The following is a 19,597-nucleotide window of genomic DNA, read 5'->3' as shown; positions in this document are numbered from 1 at the left end:
TAATAGAAAAATTTATTGTTGAAATTCCAAATAATTTTCACCATCTACTACTTTTTTTATTACCCTACACGGATTTCCAGCTGCAATAGAGTCAGAGGGTATATCTTTTGTTATCACGCTACCCGCTCCTATTATGCTTCTAGCACCTATACGAACACCCTTCATAATGATTGTGCGTGCCCCAATGAACACATCGTCTTCGATAATTATTTCTGATGAAATTACGTTGGCTGAATCCAATTCGCCACGAGTTCTTCTATCAAGGTAATTCAGAGAATGACAGTCTGTATCCAGAATCATACAATCTGCGCCTATATTCACATAATTACCTATTATAATAGATTTATGTGATCTCATCATAATTGAAGACATTCCAACACAATTACCAATGATAATCTTACCATTCTCCTCAACCATTATAGCGCCCTGAGAGTTTCGGGTTAAAGGATTATAAAAATTTCCGTTTAATGAATGAAAATCGTCACCAATACTAAGCACAGATTTTCGGCTTCCAAAATAAAGATTTAATGTACCAGCAACCTCAAAATTTTTCCCACACTTTTCTCCAAGTAATATGCTAAACTTTATTTTATTATATATTATAGAAATTTTATATCCTATTTTCCATAGTATAAAGTTTAATATGTATACAAAATATGCAAATTTATTCATTTTGTTTCTTTAATATTGTTTCATAAATACCAATCAAATCTTGCGTTATTTTTTTTGGATCATGCCTAAAAAGGGCTGTATTAATTTCATTGTTGCTAATTCTTTCAGCTTCATCTTTATTTGCTAAAATGTCAAAAATATTAATTGCCAACATATAAGGATCATTTGCAGGCACTAATAGTCCAGTTACATTATGATTAATAATCGTGGATAAGCCTCCGACATTACAAGCTATAACAGGCACACCCAATATTTGGGCTTCACATACACTATTAGGGCTGTTATCTATGTAAGAAGGATGAACAAACACATCGCACTCTAGCAAATTACTTTTCAATTTTTCAGAATTTACAACTCCATAGAAATTCACATTAACATCTTTTGCCTTTATTTTTAACTTTTTTTCAATATATTTTATATCATTTACACCAAAAACTATCCACTCAAAATCAATTCCTGGTATTTCTTTTAAAATTTTTGCTGTGTTGAGTATTAAGTCTGCCCCTTTATATAATGGTGATGATAAAGTGGATACAATAATTTTTTTACTTCCTGCATTTCTTTTCCATTTTTCATCTACATAAAATATACTTCTAAGAATTTCACTGCAATAAAAATATTCTGAATTAGGAGCTAGAAGTCTAGACATGTTTCTATCCCATTCAGTCCTACCCATTATATATTTGCAATGCTTTAAAATATTTAACTCACGATCAGATCGACTCTCCCAACTTTTATATCTATAATAATTTAAAAGTACTTTAAACGGATTAAAACCATTTTGAAAGAAAAAATCCAATTTTGAAAATCTTGGCGGTAGCAATGCATTTTGATAAGGCTTTAATATTCCTTGCAAATGAATTACAACTGGCTTGTTTATATAAGGAATTATTAATCCAAAATTCTGTTCAGTCCCAAAAATATGTATTATATCTGGATTACAATCATTTACAACATCAAGATATTTCTTAATATCATCTGATGAGTTAATCGACGGTATTTTGCTTTTATAAATTGGATAATAACAAACATTTTCCTTAACCGTTTTATCATGCTTAGTAGTGATATTAAACGCAATTGATAAACTTATATCTAAATTTTTAACTAATATAGTTTCTAAAGATGATATCCAACCTCCTCCATTATGACTATCATTATTTAAAAAATTCGAACCAGTATTTGTAAACCAAAGGACTTTCATATAATATTTATTAATTGCTTTTCTATTCAAATAAGTTTATATTTCTACTATTTATCTTAAGTAAGAATGACTTAAATCAATTTACATCTTTTTTATCATCAAAAAAGTTTGTAATTCTATGAGAACTTTTTCCATCCATATAATCATAAAAAAGCTTATTTATCTTGATTTGATCATCACTTTTAGAATCAATCGTTTTAGTTAAACATAATAAATTTTCTAAATCGTCCGTTGATTTTACCTTAATGCCCGGAGTTACTTCCGAATAATCATAATAAAACCCTCTAGAACTCAATATATAATCCTCTAAATCAAAACAATAAAAAACAATAGGTTTATTTAACAATAAGTAATCAATAAAAATAGATGAGTAATCAGTAATAAGTGCATCAGTGAATTTTAATAAAGGATAAATATCTTGTGAAGATTCCACTACAACAATATTAGAATATCCTTTTAGTTTATTTAAGAAATCAATCGGAGTATATGGATGAAGTTTCATTATTAATAATTCATCCTTTGCAGACAACGACTTATTGATCTTATCATAATTTAGCCCCATATCATCTAAAAAGGAAGGATTACTTTCTCTCCATGTTGGCATATAAATCCAAACATAATTAGATTTTTTAGCCCTATCAATAATTGAAATAAATGAGTTAGATTCCCATTTATTTACCCATTCATTATATTTTTGATCATCAAAGAAAAAAATATCTGTTCTCGCTTGTCCAAAATTTAAACAATTTTCCAATTCAACTTTTAATGCCGAACAAAAAACATTAACAGAAACGTGATTTGAAGTTGAAACCATATAATTCGACAATCTAAAAACAGAAGGTTCATCTATCCACTTTTGAATAAATGAGGGATTGTGATACCTATTAAAATCTTCAACATTATCTGTATCAAAATAAATTTTCTTTATTGGTATTCCATGCCAGAGATTAATTACCGTTGCACCTCTAGATGTATAATAGTCAATTTCCGCTACAGTAGTCGTCACAAACCAATATTTAGCCAATATAGTATAAATAATCCCCTTTAAGCTCCATCTATAATAAGCTAAGCCACTATTGTTTCTGATTTTTTTTATTGTTTCTCTATTTGATGTAATCCATATTGCTTTGATATCAGGCCTCTCCATTGTTAATGAAATAAACAAATATTTTGTGTTGTCATTAAATGCATTTTTTTGTGCACCAAATACCCAAATTTTAGGATTTCTAGGAATTAAACCAGATATTAAGTAAAGTACTCTGGTAAATGGAAATATTAATATTTTTAATATATTTTTAATGTTCATTACGTATTTATTTCATTTGTTTGTTTGGCAGCTTTATATATATTCTTATAAACTCCAATAACTCTCGCCAACAATACAATAAATTGTGTTATTAATACCAAACTGGCTACTGCAATAACCGAAATACTATTAGTTACAAACATTATACTAAGTGCTGTTATATGAAAAATTGAAGATATAATTACAGTACGATTAGCATATTTTGAAAATCCAAATGCACCAAGCAATGGATAACCTAATAAAATGGCAGGAACAGAAAGAATACATACTCCTAAAAGTATTTTAAAGACAATAACGCTTTCGATTGCAACACTTTTATAAATTAAATGCATTATAAAATCCGCATTATAAATACAAATAGGCAAAACAATACAAATAATAAGTAATACACTAACAAAAATCTTTGTGAATGTATTAATGTTTTTATGTTTGACCATGTAAGGGTATAAGGCACTGTTAAGGGGCTCAATTAGACTCTGTATTGCTCCATAAAGTTTCTCGGCCGCTACATAATAACCTACGGAAATATTTCCCAAAACTAAACCCAGAACAAAACTATTACTAATAGTATATAAGGAAACAGAAATTCTAGAAACAAAAAATTCCGAACTATTTTTCAGACATTCTTTGATACCCAGAAATGAAACCTTAGAAAAATTGAAATTCACATTAAAATGCTTTTTTGCAACATAAAGAGCAATAGATCCTGAAGCAATAGATCCTAATCCATAAAAAAAAGGCACTAATAGATAATCTGCATCAGATTTTACAAAGAAAAATATTGGAATTATTGAAAAAGTACGTGTTAAAATATTGATTTTTGTAATATACTTCATCTGCTCAATTCCTTGAAAAAACCAAGTTGGTAAAAGCACAGTCCCGAACACAGTTGAATAAGAAAGTAGATAAATCCATTTCTCATTATAAAACTTATCAAAAGTAAAAATGATACTGATTAATACTAGCAAACCAATTACAAACAAAAAAAGCTGTGCTACTACAACATTTGCAAAGAAAACATCACGCAAATTCTTATTATCTCTATTAACAGATATATACTGTACTCCATAAAGATTAAATCCAAAATCAGTCAGAATTACAAAGTACTGAGCAAATGCAGTAGCAAAACTAATTAATCCAAAAGTATCAACACCAAGTGTTCTAAATAAGTATGGAATTGTTAATAGAGGGAATAAATAATTAGCACCTTGTAATATTACCAAAGAAAAAAAATTGGAAATAAGGGCTGGATTTAGATTATTATTTTTAAAGCGCACTTACTTATATTTATAAAAAATTTATATGATAATTAAATTTAATGCCCATTAAAAATATTCTGATAAAAAGAGTTCCATATTTAATATCATCCAAATTTTCATACCTATATCTTCTTTGCTTCCATTGGCTTCATAATTATTGATCAATTGAATAAAAAAATCTTTATCAATAATATCATTCTGAACGAGATACCCGTTTATTATTTTATTAAACGCTAGATCTTTAAAGTCATTTCCAAACCAAGTATTCAAAGGAACAGGAAATCCCATTTTCTTTCTATATAAAATTTCGTTTGGCAGAATATTTTCATAAGCCTTTTTTAAAATATATTTTGGTGTATTTTGATTTTCAGCCATTTCACTGCCTAATTTGCTTTCTAAAGCCACTTCATCCTCATTCCATTTTAATTTATAATGATTCGGCATAGAAAAAGCAAACTCTATTAATCTATGATCGACAAAAGGCACACGACCTTCAACGCTGGCTGCCATTGTTGTTGTATCCAATCTATTTAATAAACCAGGTAAATGAATTTTTTCAAAACAATATAGCATCTTGTTTAAATAAGACTCATCATCTAATTTTTCAAACACCGCTAAAAAAACTTCATTTAACTCTTTTTCAATTTTATCTGAATTAATTCTCTTATGAAATAATTTTGATTTAAATGAAGATGAGCAATATTGATATAATCCTAAAAAATGTTCAATCTCAGTTTTTGGAAAACTCTCTCCATACTTATTAATTAGCTTCGTGTATAATTCACTTTTTTTATCAATAGTAGTATCTTTCATTTGATTAAAATCTTCAGATGAACTAAATAGTCTACTATAACCTGCAAATATTTCGTCAGCACCTTCACCAGATAAAACAACTGTCACATCCTTTTTTAATTCTTTCGACATCAAATAAAGAGGAACTTCATTAGGCACACCTAACGGAGCATCTTTTATCTTAATCAAATCAGACATAGAATCAAAATAATTTTTTTCATCAAGAAGAATTTCTTTATGATTAGTATTACATAATTCTGATACTATTTTAGAATATGAAAATTCATTATATCCTTCTTCTGCAAATCCAATAGTAAAAGTATTTACAACATTTTTATTTAATTTTGCTAATTCATAAGTAGTTACGCTCGAATCAACGCCTCCAGAAAGATAAGCACCAACTGGCACATCTGAGACCATTCTATATTTTACTGAAGAAGTCATTAATTCTTTCAACTCATCGATATAAAACTGCTCTCCCCTGTCTTCTTTTTGCAAATAAATTTTATCTCTAAAATCCCAGTATTTTTCGATAGTTCTATTACCGTTTGAATCAATACGCATCCAATGCGCTGCCGGAAACACTTCAATGCCTTCAAAAAAACTTTCATTATTAATAGGGTATCTATAAGAAAAATAAGAGCTAACTGCTCTTAAATTTAATTGTCTTTTTGAATTATCTAAAAATAAAATGGACTTTATTTCAGAACTAAAACTAATTCCATCATCATTGATTGTATAAAAAAGAGGTTTAACTCCCAATCTATCTCGAGCAATGAAAAATTCTTTATTTAAATTATCGTATAAAACAAACGCGAACATTCCAATGAACTTATCCAGGGCTCTTGCTCCAAAAGCTTCGTAGGCATTTAATATAACTTCAGTATCACCATCCGTTTTAAAAATATAACCTAAATCCTGTAATTCTTGCCTAATTTCTTTATAATTATAAATTTCTCCATTAAAAACAATAGTATATCTATTGTTGTAGTTATGCATAGGCTGATTTGAACACTCATTAAGATCAATTATGCTTAGTCGTCTATGCCCAAAGCTTACATTATCAATTTTATCATACCCGAAACTGTCGGGACCGCGATGTGCTTGTAAATTTAAAGCTTGAATAAATTTATCCTTCCCAACATTTCCTGCATTTACTAATATTCCGCACATAAACTTATTTATTATTTTGTCTCAATTTTTCTAATGTCTCATTTAAAATAGTTGAAGATGTCCCTTTTGTGTAAGGAAAATAAACAATTTTAACTCCAACTTCTTCAAATTGTGCTTGAATATCTTTCCATTTATCAGTATTAAACCAATCATCTCCGACAAACATTATATCAAACCTAAGTTTTTGCCAAGCTTCAAATTTATCCATCGATGGCTGAGGGATAACTACATCCACATATTTGCAATTTCTCACAATTTCAGCACGCTCTTCAAAAGGAATTACTGCTTTTTTATTTTTATATGAAACTAATTCATCGGTGGTCACTCCTACAATTAGTTTATCACACATTGATTTTGCATTTCTTAGCAAATTTAAATGTCCGATATGAAATAAATCAAAAACTCCAGTCGTATATCCTATTTTCATTATTTTATTATTATATTGAATTATATTATTCTTAACTTATATAAAATTTGTGATTAATAATTTGATTTTCTATTTGTAAAAATTCCTTAATTATAGAATTTTCAAACCAACAAATTAAAACTTTCTTACGATTAATTATTTAATGCTTTTTGCCGTTAATTATAATTTATCTTGAAGATTTAATGCCAATTCCGGTTCATCACTTAATATGGCATCAAATTTATTTTTTAAAAACCAATTTATCCCGTCTGCATTATTAATTACACTCACACTTAAAGAAATATTATTTAGTCTAGCCCTTTCTATCCAATCTGGATTTTTGTAATATACATAATCATAATAAAAAATACCTGATATGTTATCTTTCTTGACTTCTTCAGGAGAAAGTGTAACATTAGTTAGAAAAGATCGAATATCTGCTGAATCACTTAATGCTCGTAATTCTTTTAGTATATTATAATTTTCACTAGCATATACTATTAACGGCTGAGCATTAAGCTTATTAACACATTCGAGTATTTTCGTGGCATATACTTTTCTTCGTGCTGCGCTTAATAAATCTTTTACATGACAAAACAATTGAGTTGTGTTATTGTTTTGTTTTGCTGCTTGTATATATTCTCTTAACGTGGGTAATTTTTCACCGTTTGATAGTTTAAAAACCACCAATTGAGAATAGTTTGAATTTTGAATATTAAGATTGTTATATGAATTATCATGACATATTACCAAAGAATCATCAGCGGTGAGCCAAAGATCAAATTCAGACCCTCTACACTTTAAACGAATAGCTTCTTTTAAAGAGGCTATTGAATTTTGAGGAAGATTATTTTTTTTCCAAGCACCACGATGAGCAACGATATTATTTTTAATAACAATTGGGCCATCAATTATTGCACTATCGGGATCGGGATTATCTATCAACCCAGGTTTTCCAATTGTATCAGAATAATCTGTTTCAGATGGATTGGCAACATTTACTGGCCTCGAAGTAAAATGATTTACATCTTCTGCAGAACAACTGGCAAAAAAAACAAAACATAATGTTGCAAAAAAAAGTAACTTTCTTTTCATATACTTATTGTTTTAAAATCAATTTATTAACTGTCTGCAATAATAATTTTTTTAAATCAATATTTACTATTTTTTATTATTTTTTTAATCTGCCATTTCTATTTCTTGTGAAATAAATTTTAAAACAATTCTAAATCACTTGCAACCATTTCTCTAACTAAAGCCTTCAAATCATATTGAGGCTTCCAGCCTAGCTTAGTTTTAGATTTTGTAGGATCCCCAATTAAAAGGTCAACCTCTGTAGGACGATAATATTCAGGGTCAACGCGCACTACTACTTTTCCTACTTCCAGTTGATATAAGGGATTATTACAAGCTTTAATTTTAGCTACTTCATTTTCATTTTCCCCTTCAAAGGTCAATTCAACGCCTATTTCTGAAAAAGCCATAATGACAAAATCACGAATATAAGTAGTGACCCCTGTTGCTATTACGTAATCTTCTGGTATATCTTGCTGTAAAATTCTCCACATTGCCTCAACATAATCCTTAGCATGTCCCCAATCTCTTTGCGAGTTTAGGTTTCCTAAATAAAGACATTCTTGCTTTCCTTTCGCAATAGCAGCTGTTGCCATAGTAATTTTACGAGTTACGAAAGTTTCACCACGTCTAGGAGATTCATGGTTAAACAAAATACCATTACACGCAAACATGTTATAGGCCTCTCTATAATTTTTTGTGATCCAAAAACCATAAATTTTGGCAGCACCATAGGGAGAGCGAGGATAAAATGGCGAGTTTTCATCATAAAAACCTTTTTCATTTTTATTCTCTGACATGCCGCCATAAAGCTCTGAAGTTGATGCTTGATAGATTCTTGTTTTTTTCTCTAAACCTAAAATCCTTACAGCTTCCAAAATTCTCAAAGTACCAATACCGTCAACATTTGCAACATATTCAGGAGAATCGAAAGATACTTTCACATGAGACATAGCGCCTAAATTATAAATTTCATCAGGCTGTACTTCTTGGATGATTCTAATAATATTAGTCGAGTCTGTTAAATCACCATAATGCAATTTAAAATGAACGTGTGCTTCGTGCTGATCTTGATAAAGATGATCGATGCGTTGGGTATTAAAAGAAGATGCACGTCTTTTTACTCCGTGCACTTCATATCCTTTTTCTAACAATAATTCTGCTAGATATGATCCATCCTGGCCAGTTATTCCCGTTATAAGTGCTGTCTTTTGAGTGCTCATTTGGTAAGAATTTTATATTTTATTTTAAAATAGAAAAAACTGAATTTATTTATCAGTCTGTCTTTTAAATATTTGACTATAATTTAACTTGTTTAAAGTTTTGAATATTTTCTAAAAACCAATCATAAGTTTTTTTAATTCCTTCTTCAAGTTCTACTTGATGTTTCCAACCTAAATCATGCATCTTTGAAACATCCATTAATTTTCTTGGAGTACCATCTGGTTTAGTAGAATCCCAAATAATCTCTCCTGTATGCCCTGTAATTTTCTGGATCGTTTCGGCCAATTCTTTAATGGTCAAATCTTTTCCAGTACCAACATTATATAAATAATCCGGTAATTTATTTTCTAAAGCAAATACTACTGCTTTCGCCATATCGTCAACAAATAAAAACTCACGCATTGGCGTTCCACTTCCCCATAATATTACAGAAGCATTATTATTTTCCTTTGCTTCGTGGAACTTTCGAATCATTGCAGGCAAAACATGTGAAGTGTTTAAATCAAAATTATCATAAGTGCCATACAAATTAGTAGGCATAAGACTCACAAAATCCTTTCCAAACTGCTTTCGAATTGCTTGGCATGTTTTTACCCCTGTAATTTTCGCAATTGCATACCATTCGTTTGTTGGCTCAAGAGTATCTGTAAGCAAATAATCTTCTTTTAAAGGCTGTGGAGCTAATTTTGGATAAATACAAGAGCTTCCAAGAAAAACAAACTTTTCAACATTATTTTGCAAAGCGGCATCAATCAAATTATTTTGAATTTGCATATTCTCCATAATAAATTGATACGGATAATCATTATTTGCTAAAATCCCACCTACACGTGCTGCCGCATCAATAATAACATCTGGTTTTTCTTTAGCAATAAAATCTTGAACTAGCTGTTGATTTCTAAGATCTAGTTCCTTACTAGAAACTCCAACCAAATTACTAAATCCTTGGGCTAATAATGTTCTCCAAATAGCACTTCCAACCATCCCATTGTGTCCTGCTATATAGATCTTACTTTCCTTATCCATTAAGTATTTTTTTTTAAATTACTTTAAGAGCTTCCTTTTCAGCCACAACTTTTCTAAGTCCGCTGCTTGAAAAACGATGATCTCTTTTATTAAAATATAATTCTATCCCTTTCTCCTCACAATATGCTCTTCCTGTAAAGTTTTTATCTTTATATTCATCTCCCAAAATACGGACATCAATCTTGAATGAACGTAAAATATCTTCTAAATCCTGTTCTGTAGCATAAGGAACAATTTCATCTACAAATTTACATCCCTTTAATTGTATATAACGCTCAACGACTGTCTGTGTTGGCTTATTCTTTTCAGGACGATCAAGAGTTGGGTCTGTTTGCAGAGCACAAATCAAATAATCACATTGTCTCTTTGCTTCTTCTAACATTGTGATATGACCGGCATGTAATAAATCAAATGCACTAAACGTAATTCCTATTTTCATAACTATTTGCTTACTTTAATTTTACAACTAATTAACACTTACTTTCAACACACGGCTTCGCCCTTCCGACTCCCAAAATTTGAAAGCAGAAAAATTCACATTAGCGGCAAATATATCGACAAATTTTAAGTTTTTTTTTATCAGACAACACTTTAACAAACTTGTTAAAAAAGCCCTTAAAAAACACAAAACATTAAAAAACAAATACATACCAAAAGCTTCGTAAGAATGCTCTTCTAATATTTTTGCAAAAATACATTTCTAAAATGAATACTGAAAGCTATAAAGAAAGAATTGTCTTAATTTAATACACATCAACCCTAATAGCACTGCAACAGATAACAACTTAATTTAAAAAAAATTGCATCTTTTAAAAAAAATATTGTTCCATTTTTGCTCCTTTTTCATCTTATTAAAAATTACTTTTGCGTATGTAATTGATAGAAAAGTTCATAGATGAAAAATTTAATTTTCTTTTTTTTTCTAATTTTTAACACTGGCTATTCGCAGACCCGTGGTTGTACTGATTCACTTGCCAAAAATTATGATCAAACAGCTACTACAAACAATGGAAGCTGTCAATATGAAGCTTTAAAAATAAAACCAAAATACTCTTTGCGACTTAATGATTCAATCAAAGAAACTTCTGGCTTAATTTGGTTTGATAATCTGCTTTGGACACACAATGATGACCATGACAAAACCATTTACGGGCTTGACACTTTAGGCAAAATTCAAAAAAGAATTATTTTAGATAAAAACATTAATCATGACTGGGAAGAAATTTCGCAAGACAGCGCGCATATTTATATTGGCGATTTTGGCAATAATTATGCTGGAAACAGAAATGATTTAAACATTTTGAAAATCAACAAAAAAGATTTTTTGACTGGAAATGCGACGATAGAAACTATTAATTTTAAATATGCTGATCAAACTGATTTCGTTACTAAAAAACCAAATTCAACTGATTTTGACTGCGAAGCATTTATTGTTTCTAAAGACAGTATTTTTCTTTTTACAAAACAATGGAAATCGTCGAAAACGAGTATTTATGCACTTCCTAATCAAGCTGGAAACCACACCGCTCAACTAAAACAAACAATTGACACCAAAGGACTTGTTACAGGTGCAACTTATTTGGAGTCCAAAAAACTAATTGCGCTTTGCGGGTATTCTAAACTCGGCAAACCATTTCTTTATCTTCTGTATGATTTTAAAAACTATGATTTTGAATCTGGAAACAAACGCCGAATTGACCTTCAGCTTTCTTTTCATCAAATTGAAGGAATTGCAACTGCAGACGGACTTCATTATTATTTGACTAATGAAACTTTGATTCTGAAACCCATTATAAATGTTGCGGCACAAATTCATTATTTGGACCTGACTAACATCTTGAGTTCTTTTCTTATCAAATAAATATTTACTGTTTTTACTAATAGCTTTTTAGTGAATATAAAAAACACATCCGAAATCATTGCAGAGGCGATGCAAATTCAAAAAAGCTATATATTAGCACGCAATAAATAATATTGCAGCATGAATGACCCTAATCTAACCAAAACCAAACAACATTTTGAAATCCTTGACGGACTTCGTGGCGTCGCAGCTTTAGCCGTGGTGATTTTTCACTTTTTAGAAGTCGCTTTCCCAGATCCGAGCCAAAATTTATTTGCCCATAGCTTTCTTGCAGTTGATTTTTTCTTTTGCCTTTCGGGATTTGTAATTGCGTATGCTTACGACGATCGTATTGAAAAAATGGGAATTACCGAGTTTTTCAAATCACGTCTTATTCGATTGCATCCGCTTGTTATTGTAGGGTCGATTCTTGGTCTGGCTGGTTATTTTCTTATGCCAAATGGCGGCATTGGAGAAAGAAGCATTTTTGAAATTTTACTGATTTTTATTTGTTCGCTGTTATTGATTCCGCTTCCTATCATGAAAGAGCGTTATAACAACAACTTCGGACTGAATGCACCCGCTTGGTCGCTATTTTGGGAATACATTGCAAACATTGTTTATTCATTGATTTTGTGGCGAGTATCACGTAAAACCATGGTATCCCTAAATGTCGTAGCCGCAATTATTTTGATTTATGTCGCTTATCAGGCAAAAAACATTTTAGGAGGATGGGACGGATTAACGTTTTGGCACGGAGGAGCACGTGTCTTTTACTCCTTTTCTGCTGGTATTTTGGTCTATCGCTATAAATTAATTATTCCATCAAAACTTGGTTTTATCGGACTTGCCTTGCTTTTAGTTCCGGCATTTTTATATCCGTTTAACCCAGAAACGAATTACATAACAGAACCACTTATAGTGATTTTGTATTTTCCCTTTTTGGTTGCACTTGGCGCAGGAACTATTGCTTCGTCGGTGACAAAAAAAATCTGCAACTTTTCAGGAAACCTATCTTATCCGTTATACATGACGCATTATTTTGCAATTTGGATATTTGCCGTTTATCAAGCAAATTACAAATGCAGCGGATTTGAACTTTTTGCCGTTGTTTCTTTGTCAACTGCAGTTTTAATAGGCATTGCGTATCTAACAATGAGGTATATAGACATCCCAATACGCCATTATTTAACTCAAAAAAGAAAGTAAATTTCTTTTAAAAAAACATTTTTTCGTATATAAATAAGCTCATAATAAGTGACTTTACAAAATCCAAAAGATAGCGTTCTGCTATCTTTTTTTGTTGGATTCAAAAAAGTATCTTTGCAAATTATTTCAGACTTTCAATCAAAGTTCGAAATCTCTAGTTTTAAACCTATTAAAAGCCTTATTTTTAGGCCATTTTAAACCATGAATTACCTTTCTGTAGAAAATATATCGAAGTCATTTGGCGAAAGAGTCCTTTTTGACAACATTTCATTTGGAATCAATAAAGATCAAAAAATTGCTTTTATCGCTAAAAATGGTTCTGGAAAAACCACCATTATGAGCATTATTAATGGTTTGGACGAACCCGATACTGGACAAGTTGTTTTGCGAAAAGGAATTAGAATGGCGTTTCTTTCTCAAGATAATAATCTGCAAGATGAATTGACAATTGAAGAAAGTATTTTCGCTTCAGATAATGAAACTTTGAAAGTTATTGAAGCCTACGAAAAAGCACTTGAAAATCCAAACGACGAAGAAGCATATCAAAAAGCTTTTGATGCTATGGATCAGCATAATGCTTGGGATTTTGAAACGCAATACAAACAAATCCTGTTTAAATTAAAATTAGAGGATTTTAAACTTAAAGTAAAGAATCTTTCGGGAGGGCAAAAAAAGCGCCTTTCATTGGCAATTATCTTGATCAATCGCCCTGATTTATTGATTTTGGACGAGCCTACCAACCATTTGGATCTTGAAATGATCGAATGGCTTGAAAGCTATTTTGCTAAAGAAAACATCACATTGTTTATGGTTACGCACGACCGTTTCTTTTTGGAGCGTGTCTGCAACGAAATTCTAGAACTTGACAACGGAAAATTATACCAATACAAAGGAAATTATTCTTATTACCTGCAGAAAAAAGAAGAAAGAATCACTTCTGAAAATGCAAGTATTGACAAAGCTAAAAACTTATTTGTAAAAGAATTAGAATGGATGCGTCGCCAGCCAAAAGCAAGAACAACCAAATCTAAATCGCGTCAGGACGACTTTTACGTTATTAAAGAAAAGGCTCAAAGCCGAAGAAAAGAAAACAAAGTTGAGCTTGAAATTAATATGGAAAGAATGGGAAGCAAGATTATTGAGCTTCACAAACTTTCTAAAAAATTCAAAGATCTCGTTATTCTGGATAATTTTAGTTTTGATTTTCAGCGTGGCGAAAGAATCGGAATTATTGGTAAAAACGGAACTGGAAAATCGACTTTCCTGAATCTTTTGACGGGCACAATTCCGCCTGACAGCGGACGCGTCGTAAAAGGCGACACAATAAAAGTGGGATATTATACACAATCCGGAATTAATCCGAAACCAGGCCAACGCGTTATTGATATTATTAAGGAATATGGAGAATATATTCCGCTTGCAAAAGGAAAGATCATTTCAGCTTCTCAGTTATTGGAACGCTTTCTTTTTGACGCCAAAAAACAATACGATTATGTAGAAAAATTGAGTGGTGGCGAATTAAAACGTTTGTATTTGTGTACGGTTTTAATTCAGAATCCGAACTTCCTGATTCTCGATGAGCCAACAAACGATTTGGACATTGTAACTTTGAATGTTCTGGAAAGCTTCCTTTTAGATTATCCAGGATGTTTGCTTGTAGTTTCGCACGATCGTTATTTTATGGACAAAATTGTCGATCATTTATTTGTTTTCAGAGGACAAGGAGAAATTGAAAATTTCCCAGGAAACTACTCTGATTTCCGCGCTTATGAAGACAGTGCTGACGTTGCTCAAAAAGAAGAAAACAAAGCTGAAAAGAAAGATTGGAAACAAAACAATCCAACTGGAAATCTTAGTTTCAACGAACAAAAAGAATATCAAAAAATCGAGCGTGAAATCAAAGATTTAGAAATCGAAAAAGCTAAAATCGAGCAATTATTTTCTGACGGAAAAGTTGCAGATGCCGATATCGAGAAAAAAGCAAATGAGCTTCAAAATATCATTAATAAAATTGACGCAAAAGAAGAACGCTGGTTTGAACTTTCTGCAAAAATTGAAGGATAGATTTTAGCTCTCAGTCACAGTGACAGTTTTCAGTTTCGAACAAAAGAAAGAAAATTCTTATTTTAGTAAAAAAACTAAACTATGGATTTTAAAGAATTATTAGCTTATAAAAAGTCATTTGAGCTTGCAATGGAAATTTTTGAATTGTCAAAAACGTTTCCTAAAGAAGAACGATTTTCCTTGACTGATCAAATACGCCGATCTTCAAGAAGTGTTAGTGCAAATATTGCTGAATCTTACAGGAAAAGAAGATATACTAATCACTTTATAAGCAAATTAACTGATAGTGACGCTGAAAACTCAGAAACAAATACATGGCTCGAATTTTCACTAGAATGCCAATATATTACAAAAGAAACATTCGAAAAACTAAATATTAAAAGTCTTGAAATTGGGCGATTAATAAATTATATGATCAACAATCCTTACAAGTTTGGATGCGGATAAAACTGAAAACTGAGACCGAGACTGAGACTAAAAACTAATTCTTTTTATTTTATATTTACGGTTCTAAAAAATATCACAATGAAAAAATTACTATTTACTCTTTTTACTTTAACACTCTTTATTTCTTGCACTGTATCTGACAAAGAAACATCTACAACACCACCAAAAGATTATTCAGCTGAAAACGAAAAGGAAATAACCGATTATTTAGCTAAAAAAAATCTAACTGCACAAAGGTCAGATTCTGGTTTATATTATATTATTACAGAACCAGGAACTGGCAAGCAACCTACTGCAACATCTTCAGTAACTGTTGCATATAAAGGTTATTTGACCAACGAAAAAGTATTTGACGAAAGCATTAATGGAGCTACTTTTCCTTTAAACAGAGTTATCGCTGGCTGGACAGAAGGAATTCCATTGTTCAAAGAAGGCGGTAGTGGTGTACTTTTGATTCCAGCTCATTTAGCGTATGCAGACAGATCTACTAGCAGTATACCGGCAGGATCTGTTCTGATTTTTGATGTAAAATTAATTTCAGTAAACTAAATCCATCTTTATCTGTAAATTCAAAATGCTTTTTCAAATAAAATCCTATCTAAAATTTCTGTGGAAATCTAAAAACGAACATGCGGTGCATTCGCCATTTGTTTTTAATTTATTGACAAAGTGTTTTTATGATAAGGAAACAAAACCTGAATATGCCATTCTGAAAAAATATAGAAAGTCACTTTTAGAAAATAAAAATTTTATTGAAGTAACTGATTTTGGCGCAGGTTCAAAAGTTTTCAAATCGAATAGAAGACAGATTTCTAAAATTGCAAAAACTGCTGGAATTTCATCAAAACGTGCCGAATTATTATTCCGCGTGGTTCGTTATTTTCAGTCAGAAACTATTTTAGAAATCGGAACTTCTCTAGGATTGGCAACTTCAGCATTGGCTCTAGGATCCCGAAGCCTCGGGACAAACGCAAAAGTAATTACACTCGAAGGCTGTCCGAACACGGCAAATATTGCAAAAAATCAATTAAATGAATTTGATTGCAACAATGTAGATCCTATAGTAACAGAATTTGAAAATTATCTTCAAGATATCAATCTAAGTCTAAAAGCCGAAAGTGAGAATTTCGATTTAATTTATTTTGACGGAAATCATTCAAAGAAAGCAACTCTTGCCTATTTTGAACTTTTATTGCCAACAATAAAAAATGATTCAGTTTGGATTTTTGATGACATCCATTGGTCATCTGATATGGAAGAAGCTTGGGAAATGATTAAAAATCATCCAAAAGTAAAAGTCACAATTGATACTTACCAATGGGGATTCGTCTTTTTTAGATACGAACAGCCGAAGGAACATTTTGTAATAAGAACATAAATAAAAAAAGACAATCATTTCTGATTGTCTTTTTTTATTAAAACATTTTGAGATTCTTATTTTTTAGCATCTCTATTTTCTTCAGACTTCGCTCCCATTCTGTTTACAGTATACATTGGAGCAAATTTCACTTTCAAACCTGCAATTTTTCTGTTATCCTCGGCAGTCAAACCTTCTTTTTCAACAGTATTTTTTCGGCTATCAAGTGCTTCATACAATAATTTGATTTCATCCCAGTCTTCTCTAGAATAACGATCTTTATTATCTTCAACTGTATGAACAAATTGCTGATACACACTATGAATATTTTGAGCATTTACCCATGCAAAACTCATATCATCGCCAATTTTTCCTTCTCCAAATAATGCATTTCGCAATTGTTGTTTTGGACTTGGAGCTGGCGGTGCCAATGCAACAGTCATTTCGTTTTTAAATTCTTCGTATTTAACTTTACTAGCATTTATTTTTGCCGTTTCAGCAGTATTATCTTTAAGATCTGCCAAAGCCAATTGCGCATTTTCAGCTCGTCTATTATACTCTGCTTCAACATCATTCCAATTATCTTTCAATTCCTCAGATTTGATGTTTTTTACTGAATCAACATACACCACGTATGATTCAATAGTTTTTTGCGCTTTTTCTTGTTTTTCATCTTTACAAGATGCTAATCCTAATACTAGTAATGTAATTCCTGTAGCTATTTTTATGCTTTTCATAATCTTGATTATTTAATTAATACATAACCAAATTTACTCAATACATCACGCAATAAATTACATTATTATCACCTTTTAAAATCAAAAAACATTTTAAATCTATAAAACATACAAAATAGTGATAATTATACAAATTTAAACAAAAAAGATATAACAATTGTTTTCGTAAAAACCATATTGATTTACTACTTATTCATGAATAAGCTTTGTAACAAAATCCAATTCTCAACTACTTATCATTTTATTGAAAAGTGTTTTGTACTTTTAAATCCAAAATTGAAAAACAAATGGCAAATCCATTAATTAGAATAACTGATATAAAACGAAATTTTGTCCTTGGAAATGAAATCGTTTATGTGTTAAAAGGAATTAATCTAGAAATAAACAAAGGCGAATATGTTGCCTTAATGGGGCCTTCGGGATCTGGAAAATCAACTTTAATGAATTTGCTGGGCTGTCTGGATACGCCAACTTCTGGACAATATATTTTGAATGGAAAAGATGTCAGCCAAATGCAAGACAATGAGCTTGCCGGCATTAGAAACACAGAAATTGGTTTCGTTTTTCAAACTTTTAATTTATTGCCAAGAACAACTGCCTTAGATAATGTGGCATTACCTATGATTTATGCCGGTCATGGAAAATCAGAAAGAATTGCTCGCGCAACTGAGGTCTTAAAACAAGTTAATCTAGCTGACAGAATGGATCATCAGCCCAATCAACTTTCTGGAGGACAACGCCAGCGTGTTGCCGTTGCTCGCGCTTTAGTCAACAAACCTTCAATTATTTTGGCCGATGAGCCAACAGGAAACTTAGACAGCAAAACTTCTGTAGAAATAATGAAGCTTTTTGGAGATATTCATGCACAAGGAAATACAGTAATCCTAGTAACTCACGAAGAAGATATTGCAGCTTATGCGCATCGTGTAATTCGTTTGAGAGACGGGTTAATTGAAAGCGATACTCGTAAAGAAGTTTAACCATTTATTTGATTAATCATTTAATCGCAAAAGAGAAAACTTAATCTCTTAGCATCTTAGCATCTTAGAATCTTAGCATATTAAAAAAAATGAAAGTATATACCAAAACAGGCGACAAAGGTACCACAGCACTTTTTGGAGGAACTCGTGTACCTAAAGATCACATCAGAATTGACAGCTACGGAACTGTTGACGAATTAAACTCTTATATAGGATTGATTCGTGATCAGGAAATGAATCCTCATTATAAAACCATTTTAATCGAAATTCAGGATCGTCTTTTTACTGTTGGTGCCATTTTGGCAACTCCTCAGGAAAAAGAAGTTTTGAAAAATGGAAAACTTCGGTTAGAAAATCTCGGCATAATTGATTCTGATATCGAATTGCTCGAAAACGAAATAGATACAATGGAAGAAAGCCTTCCGCCAATGACACATTTTGTTTTACCGGGCGGTCATCCAACTGTGTCACATTGTCATATAGCGCGCTGTATTTGCCGTCGCGCAGAGCGTTTGGCAGTACATTTAAGCCATAACGAACACGTTCCAGAAATATCAATTCAGTATTTAAACCGACTTTCTGACTACCTTTTTGTCTTGGCACGGAAGTTGTCGTTTGACTTAAAAGCGGAGGAAGTAAAATGGATACCGCGTAAGTAAACAGTCTCGGTTTTCAGTTTTCATACTGCAAACTAACACGAAAACTGAAAACTTTAAAGTACAGTAATTAGTAGCAAACATCAGTTTTCATACTGCAAACTGCCTCTGAAAACTGATTACTAATAAGGACGTTCTTAAATTTTATTAAAATAAATCAAAATTTACTTGTCT

The 19,597-nt window shown here is 31.2% G+C and carries 19 protein-coding genes; 8 read left to right on the top strand and 11 right to left on the bottom strand.

Annotated features, from left to right (window positions below; all coding sequences use genetic code 11):
- Positions 1–12: 12 nt before the first annotated feature.
- The 10 genes from H600_RS21930 to H600_RS0106390 all read right to left on the bottom strand — a co-directional run bounded on the left by H600_RS21930 (position 13) and on the right by H600_RS0106390 (position 10,572).
- Complete coding sequence (locus H600_RS21930; protein ID WP_084157359.1) at positions 13–672, bottom strand: acyltransferase; 660 nt, start codon at positions 670–672, stop codon at positions 13–15.
- Complete coding sequence (locus H600_RS0106430) at positions 665–1,873, bottom strand: glycosyltransferase family 4 protein (RefSeq protein WP_035108442.1); 1,209 nt, start codon at positions 1,871–1,873, stop codon at positions 665–667. The genes H600_RS21930 and H600_RS0106430 overlap by 8 nt, the downstream gene beginning before the upstream one ends.
- A 76-nt stretch (positions 1,874–1,949) precedes the next feature.
- Positions 1,950–3,179 carry a CDP-glycerol glycerophosphotransferase family protein gene (locus tag H600_RS0106425; RefSeq protein WP_026728010.1) on the bottom strand — a complete coding sequence of 410 codons (1,230 nt, stop codon included), beginning with the start codon at positions 3,177–3,179 and terminating at the stop codon, positions 1,950–1,952.
- Positions 3,179–4,456 carry an oligosaccharide flippase family protein gene (locus H600_RS21925; protein ID WP_035108441.1) on the bottom strand — a complete coding sequence of 426 codons (1,278 nt, stop codon included), beginning with the start codon at positions 4,454–4,456 and terminating at the stop codon, positions 3,179–3,181. The genes H600_RS0106425 and H600_RS21925 overlap by 1 nt, the downstream gene beginning before the upstream one ends.
- Before the next feature lie 48 nt (positions 4,457–4,504).
- On the bottom strand, positions 4,505–6,403 hold the full coding sequence (gene asnB, locus H600_RS0106415; protein WP_026728009.1) for an asparagine synthase (glutamine-hydrolyzing): 1,899 nt from the start codon (positions 6,401–6,403) through the stop codon (positions 4,505–4,507).
- A gap of 4 nt (positions 6,404–6,407) precedes the next feature.
- Complete coding sequence (locus tag H600_RS0106410) at positions 6,408–6,830, bottom strand: FAD synthase family protein (RefSeq protein ID WP_026728008.1); 423 nt, start codon at positions 6,828–6,830, stop codon at positions 6,408–6,410.
- A gap of 159 nt (positions 6,831–6,989) precedes the next feature.
- Entirely contained in the window at positions 6,990–7,904 is a 915-nt protein-coding gene (locus H600_RS21920; protein ID WP_051234386.1) for a glycerophosphodiester phosphodiesterase family protein, read from the bottom strand.
- 119 nt (positions 7,905–8,023) lie between these two features.
- On the bottom strand, positions 8,024–9,106 hold the full coding sequence (gene gmd, locus H600_RS0106400; RefSeq protein WP_026728007.1) for a GDP-mannose 4,6-dehydratase: 1,083 nt from the start codon (positions 9,104–9,106) through the stop codon (positions 8,024–8,026).
- Positions 9,107–9,182: 76 nt separating this feature from the next.
- On the bottom strand, positions 9,183–10,133 hold the full coding sequence (locus H600_RS0106395) for a GDP-L-fucose synthase family protein (protein ID WP_026728006.1): 951 nt from the start codon (positions 10,131–10,133) through the stop codon (positions 9,183–9,185).
- Between the two features lie 13 nt (positions 10,134–10,146).
- Positions 10,147–10,572, bottom strand: coding sequence for an adenylyltransferase/cytidyltransferase family protein (locus H600_RS0106390; protein ID WP_026728005.1), 426 nt, complete (start codon positions 10,570–10,572; stop codon positions 10,147–10,149).
- 456 nt (positions 10,573–11,028) lie between these two features.
- Between H600_RS0106390 and H600_RS0106385 the strand changes: the two genes are divergently transcribed.
- The 6 genes from H600_RS0106385 to H600_RS0106355 all read left to right on the top strand — a co-directional run bounded on the left by H600_RS0106385 (position 11,029) and on the right by H600_RS0106355 (position 17,071).
- Positions 11,029–11,994: a hypothetical protein gene (locus H600_RS0106385; RefSeq protein ID WP_026728004.1), complete on the top strand. Its 966-nt coding sequence runs from the start codon at positions 11,029–11,031 to the stop codon at positions 11,992–11,994.
- A 120-nt stretch (positions 11,995–12,114) separates the two neighbouring features.
- The gene (locus H600_RS0106380) at positions 12,115–13,182 is read left to right on the top strand and encodes an acyltransferase family protein (RefSeq protein ID WP_026728003.1); all 1,068 of its coding nucleotides are present in this window, start codon (positions 12,115–12,117) and stop codon (positions 13,180–13,182) included.
- 201 nt (positions 13,183–13,383) lie between these two features.
- On the top strand, positions 13,384–15,246 hold the full coding sequence (locus tag H600_RS0106370) for an ABC-F family ATP-binding cassette domain-containing protein (RefSeq protein WP_026728002.1): 1,863 nt from the start codon (positions 13,384–13,386) through the stop codon (positions 15,244–15,246).
- 81 nt (positions 15,247–15,327) lie between these two features.
- Positions 15,328–15,693, top strand: a complete 366-nt coding sequence (locus H600_RS0106365) for a four helix bundle protein (protein ID WP_026728001.1) — start codon at positions 15,328–15,330, stop codon at positions 15,691–15,693.
- Between the two features lie 78 nt (positions 15,694–15,771).
- Complete coding sequence (locus tag H600_RS0106360) at positions 15,772–16,242, top strand: FKBP-type peptidyl-prolyl cis-trans isomerase (RefSeq protein WP_026728000.1); 471 nt, start codon at positions 15,772–15,774, stop codon at positions 16,240–16,242.
- A 25-nt stretch (positions 16,243–16,267) separates the two neighbouring features.
- Positions 16,268–17,071 carry an O-methyltransferase gene (locus H600_RS0106355; RefSeq protein WP_026727999.1) on the top strand — a complete coding sequence of 268 codons (804 nt, stop codon included), beginning with the start codon at positions 16,268–16,270 and terminating at the stop codon, positions 17,069–17,071.
- A gap of 56 nt (positions 17,072–17,127) precedes the next feature.
- On the opposite strand, the gene H600_RS0106350 is transcribed toward H600_RS0106355, so the two are convergent.
- Entirely contained in the window at positions 17,128–17,787 is a 660-nt protein-coding gene (locus tag H600_RS0106350; RefSeq protein WP_026727998.1) for a DUF6565 domain-containing protein, read from the bottom strand.
- 287 nt (positions 17,788–18,074) lie between these two features.
- Here H600_RS0106350 and H600_RS0106345 point away from each other — a divergent pair, with 287 nt between their 5' ends.
- Together H600_RS0106345 and H600_RS0106340 are read left to right on the top strand one after the other, a co-directional pair.
- Positions 18,075–18,767, top strand: a complete 693-nt coding sequence (locus H600_RS0106345) for an ABC transporter ATP-binding protein (protein ID WP_026727997.1) — start codon at positions 18,075–18,077, stop codon at positions 18,765–18,767.
- A gap of 89 nt (positions 18,768–18,856) precedes the next feature.
- Positions 18,857–19,426 (top strand): cob(I)yrinic acid a,c-diamide adenosyltransferase, encoded by a 570-nt coding sequence (locus tag H600_RS0106340; protein ID WP_026727996.1) that lies wholly within the window; start codon positions 18,857–18,859, stop codon positions 19,424–19,426.
- Positions 19,427–19,597 lie beyond the last annotated feature (171 nt).

The sequence above is a fragment of the Flavobacterium denitrificans DSM 15936 genome, assembly GCF_000425445.1.
Lineage (GTDB): Bacteria > Bacteroidota > Bacteroidia > Flavobacteriales > Flavobacteriaceae > Flavobacterium > Flavobacterium denitrificans.
The sequence above is the reverse complement of the archived record's forward strand: the minus strand, read 5'-3'. Positions and strand labels throughout refer to the sequence as shown.

Coding starts and splice junctions, on each gene's coding strand:
- H600_RS0106340 (WP_026727996.1), top strand. CDS start 18,857: ATGAAAGTATATACCAAAACAGGCGACAAAGGTACCACAGCACTTTTT.
- asnB (WP_026728009.1), bottom strand. CDS start 6,403: ATGTGCGGAATATTAGTAAATGCAGGAAATGTTGGGAAGGATAAATTT.
- H600_RS0106385 (WP_026728004.1), top strand. CDS start 11,029: ATGAAAAATTTAATTTTCTTTTTTTTTCTAATTTTTAACACTGGCTAT.
- H600_RS21930 (WP_084157359.1), bottom strand. CDS start 672: ATGAATAAATTTGCATATTTTGTATACATATTAAACTTTATACTATGG.
- H600_RS0106370 (WP_026728002.1), top strand. CDS start 13,384: ATGAATTACCTTTCTGTAGAAAATATATCGAAGTCATTTGGCGAAAGA.
- H600_RS0106425 (WP_026728010.1), bottom strand. CDS start 3,179: ATGAACATTAAAAATATATTAAAAATATTAATATTTCCATTTACCAGA.
- H600_RS0106365 (WP_026728001.1), top strand. CDS start 15,328: ATGGATTTTAAAGAATTATTAGCTTATAAAAAGTCATTTGAGCTTGCA.
- H600_RS0106345 (WP_026727997.1), top strand. CDS start 18,075: ATGGCAAATCCATTAATTAGAATAACTGATATAAAACGAAATTTTGTC.
- gmd (WP_026728007.1), bottom strand. CDS start 9,106: ATGAGCACTCAAAAGACAGCACTTATAACGGGAATAACTGGCCAGGAT.
- H600_RS0106430 (WP_035108442.1), bottom strand. CDS start 1,873: ATGAAAGTCCTTTGGTTTACAAATACTGGTTCGAATTTTTTAAATAAT.
- H600_RS0106380 (WP_026728003.1), top strand. CDS start 12,115: ATGAATGACCCTAATCTAACCAAAACCAAACAACATTTTGAAATCCTT.
- H600_RS0106395 (WP_026728006.1), bottom strand. CDS start 10,133: ATGGATAAGGAAAGTAAGATCTATATAGCAGGACACAATGGGATGGTT.
- H600_RS0106350 (WP_026727998.1), bottom strand. CDS start 17,787: ATGAAAAGCATAAAAATAGCTACAGGAATTACATTACTAGTATTAGGA.
- H600_RS0106355 (WP_026727999.1), top strand. CDS start 16,268: ATGCTTTTTCAAATAAAATCCTATCTAAAATTTCTGTGGAAATCTAAA.
- H600_RS0106360 (WP_026728000.1), top strand. CDS start 15,772: ATGAAAAAATTACTATTTACTCTTTTTACTTTAACACTCTTTATTTCT.
- H600_RS0106390 (WP_026728005.1), bottom strand. CDS start 10,572: ATGAAAATAGGAATTACGTTTAGTGCATTTGATTTATTACATGCCGGT.
- H600_RS21920 (WP_051234386.1), bottom strand. CDS start 7,904: ATGAAAAGAAAGTTACTTTTTTTTGCAACATTATGTTTTGTTTTTTTT.
- H600_RS0106410 (WP_026728008.1), bottom strand. CDS start 6,830: ATGAAAATAGGATATACGACTGGAGTTTTTGATTTATTTCATATCGGA.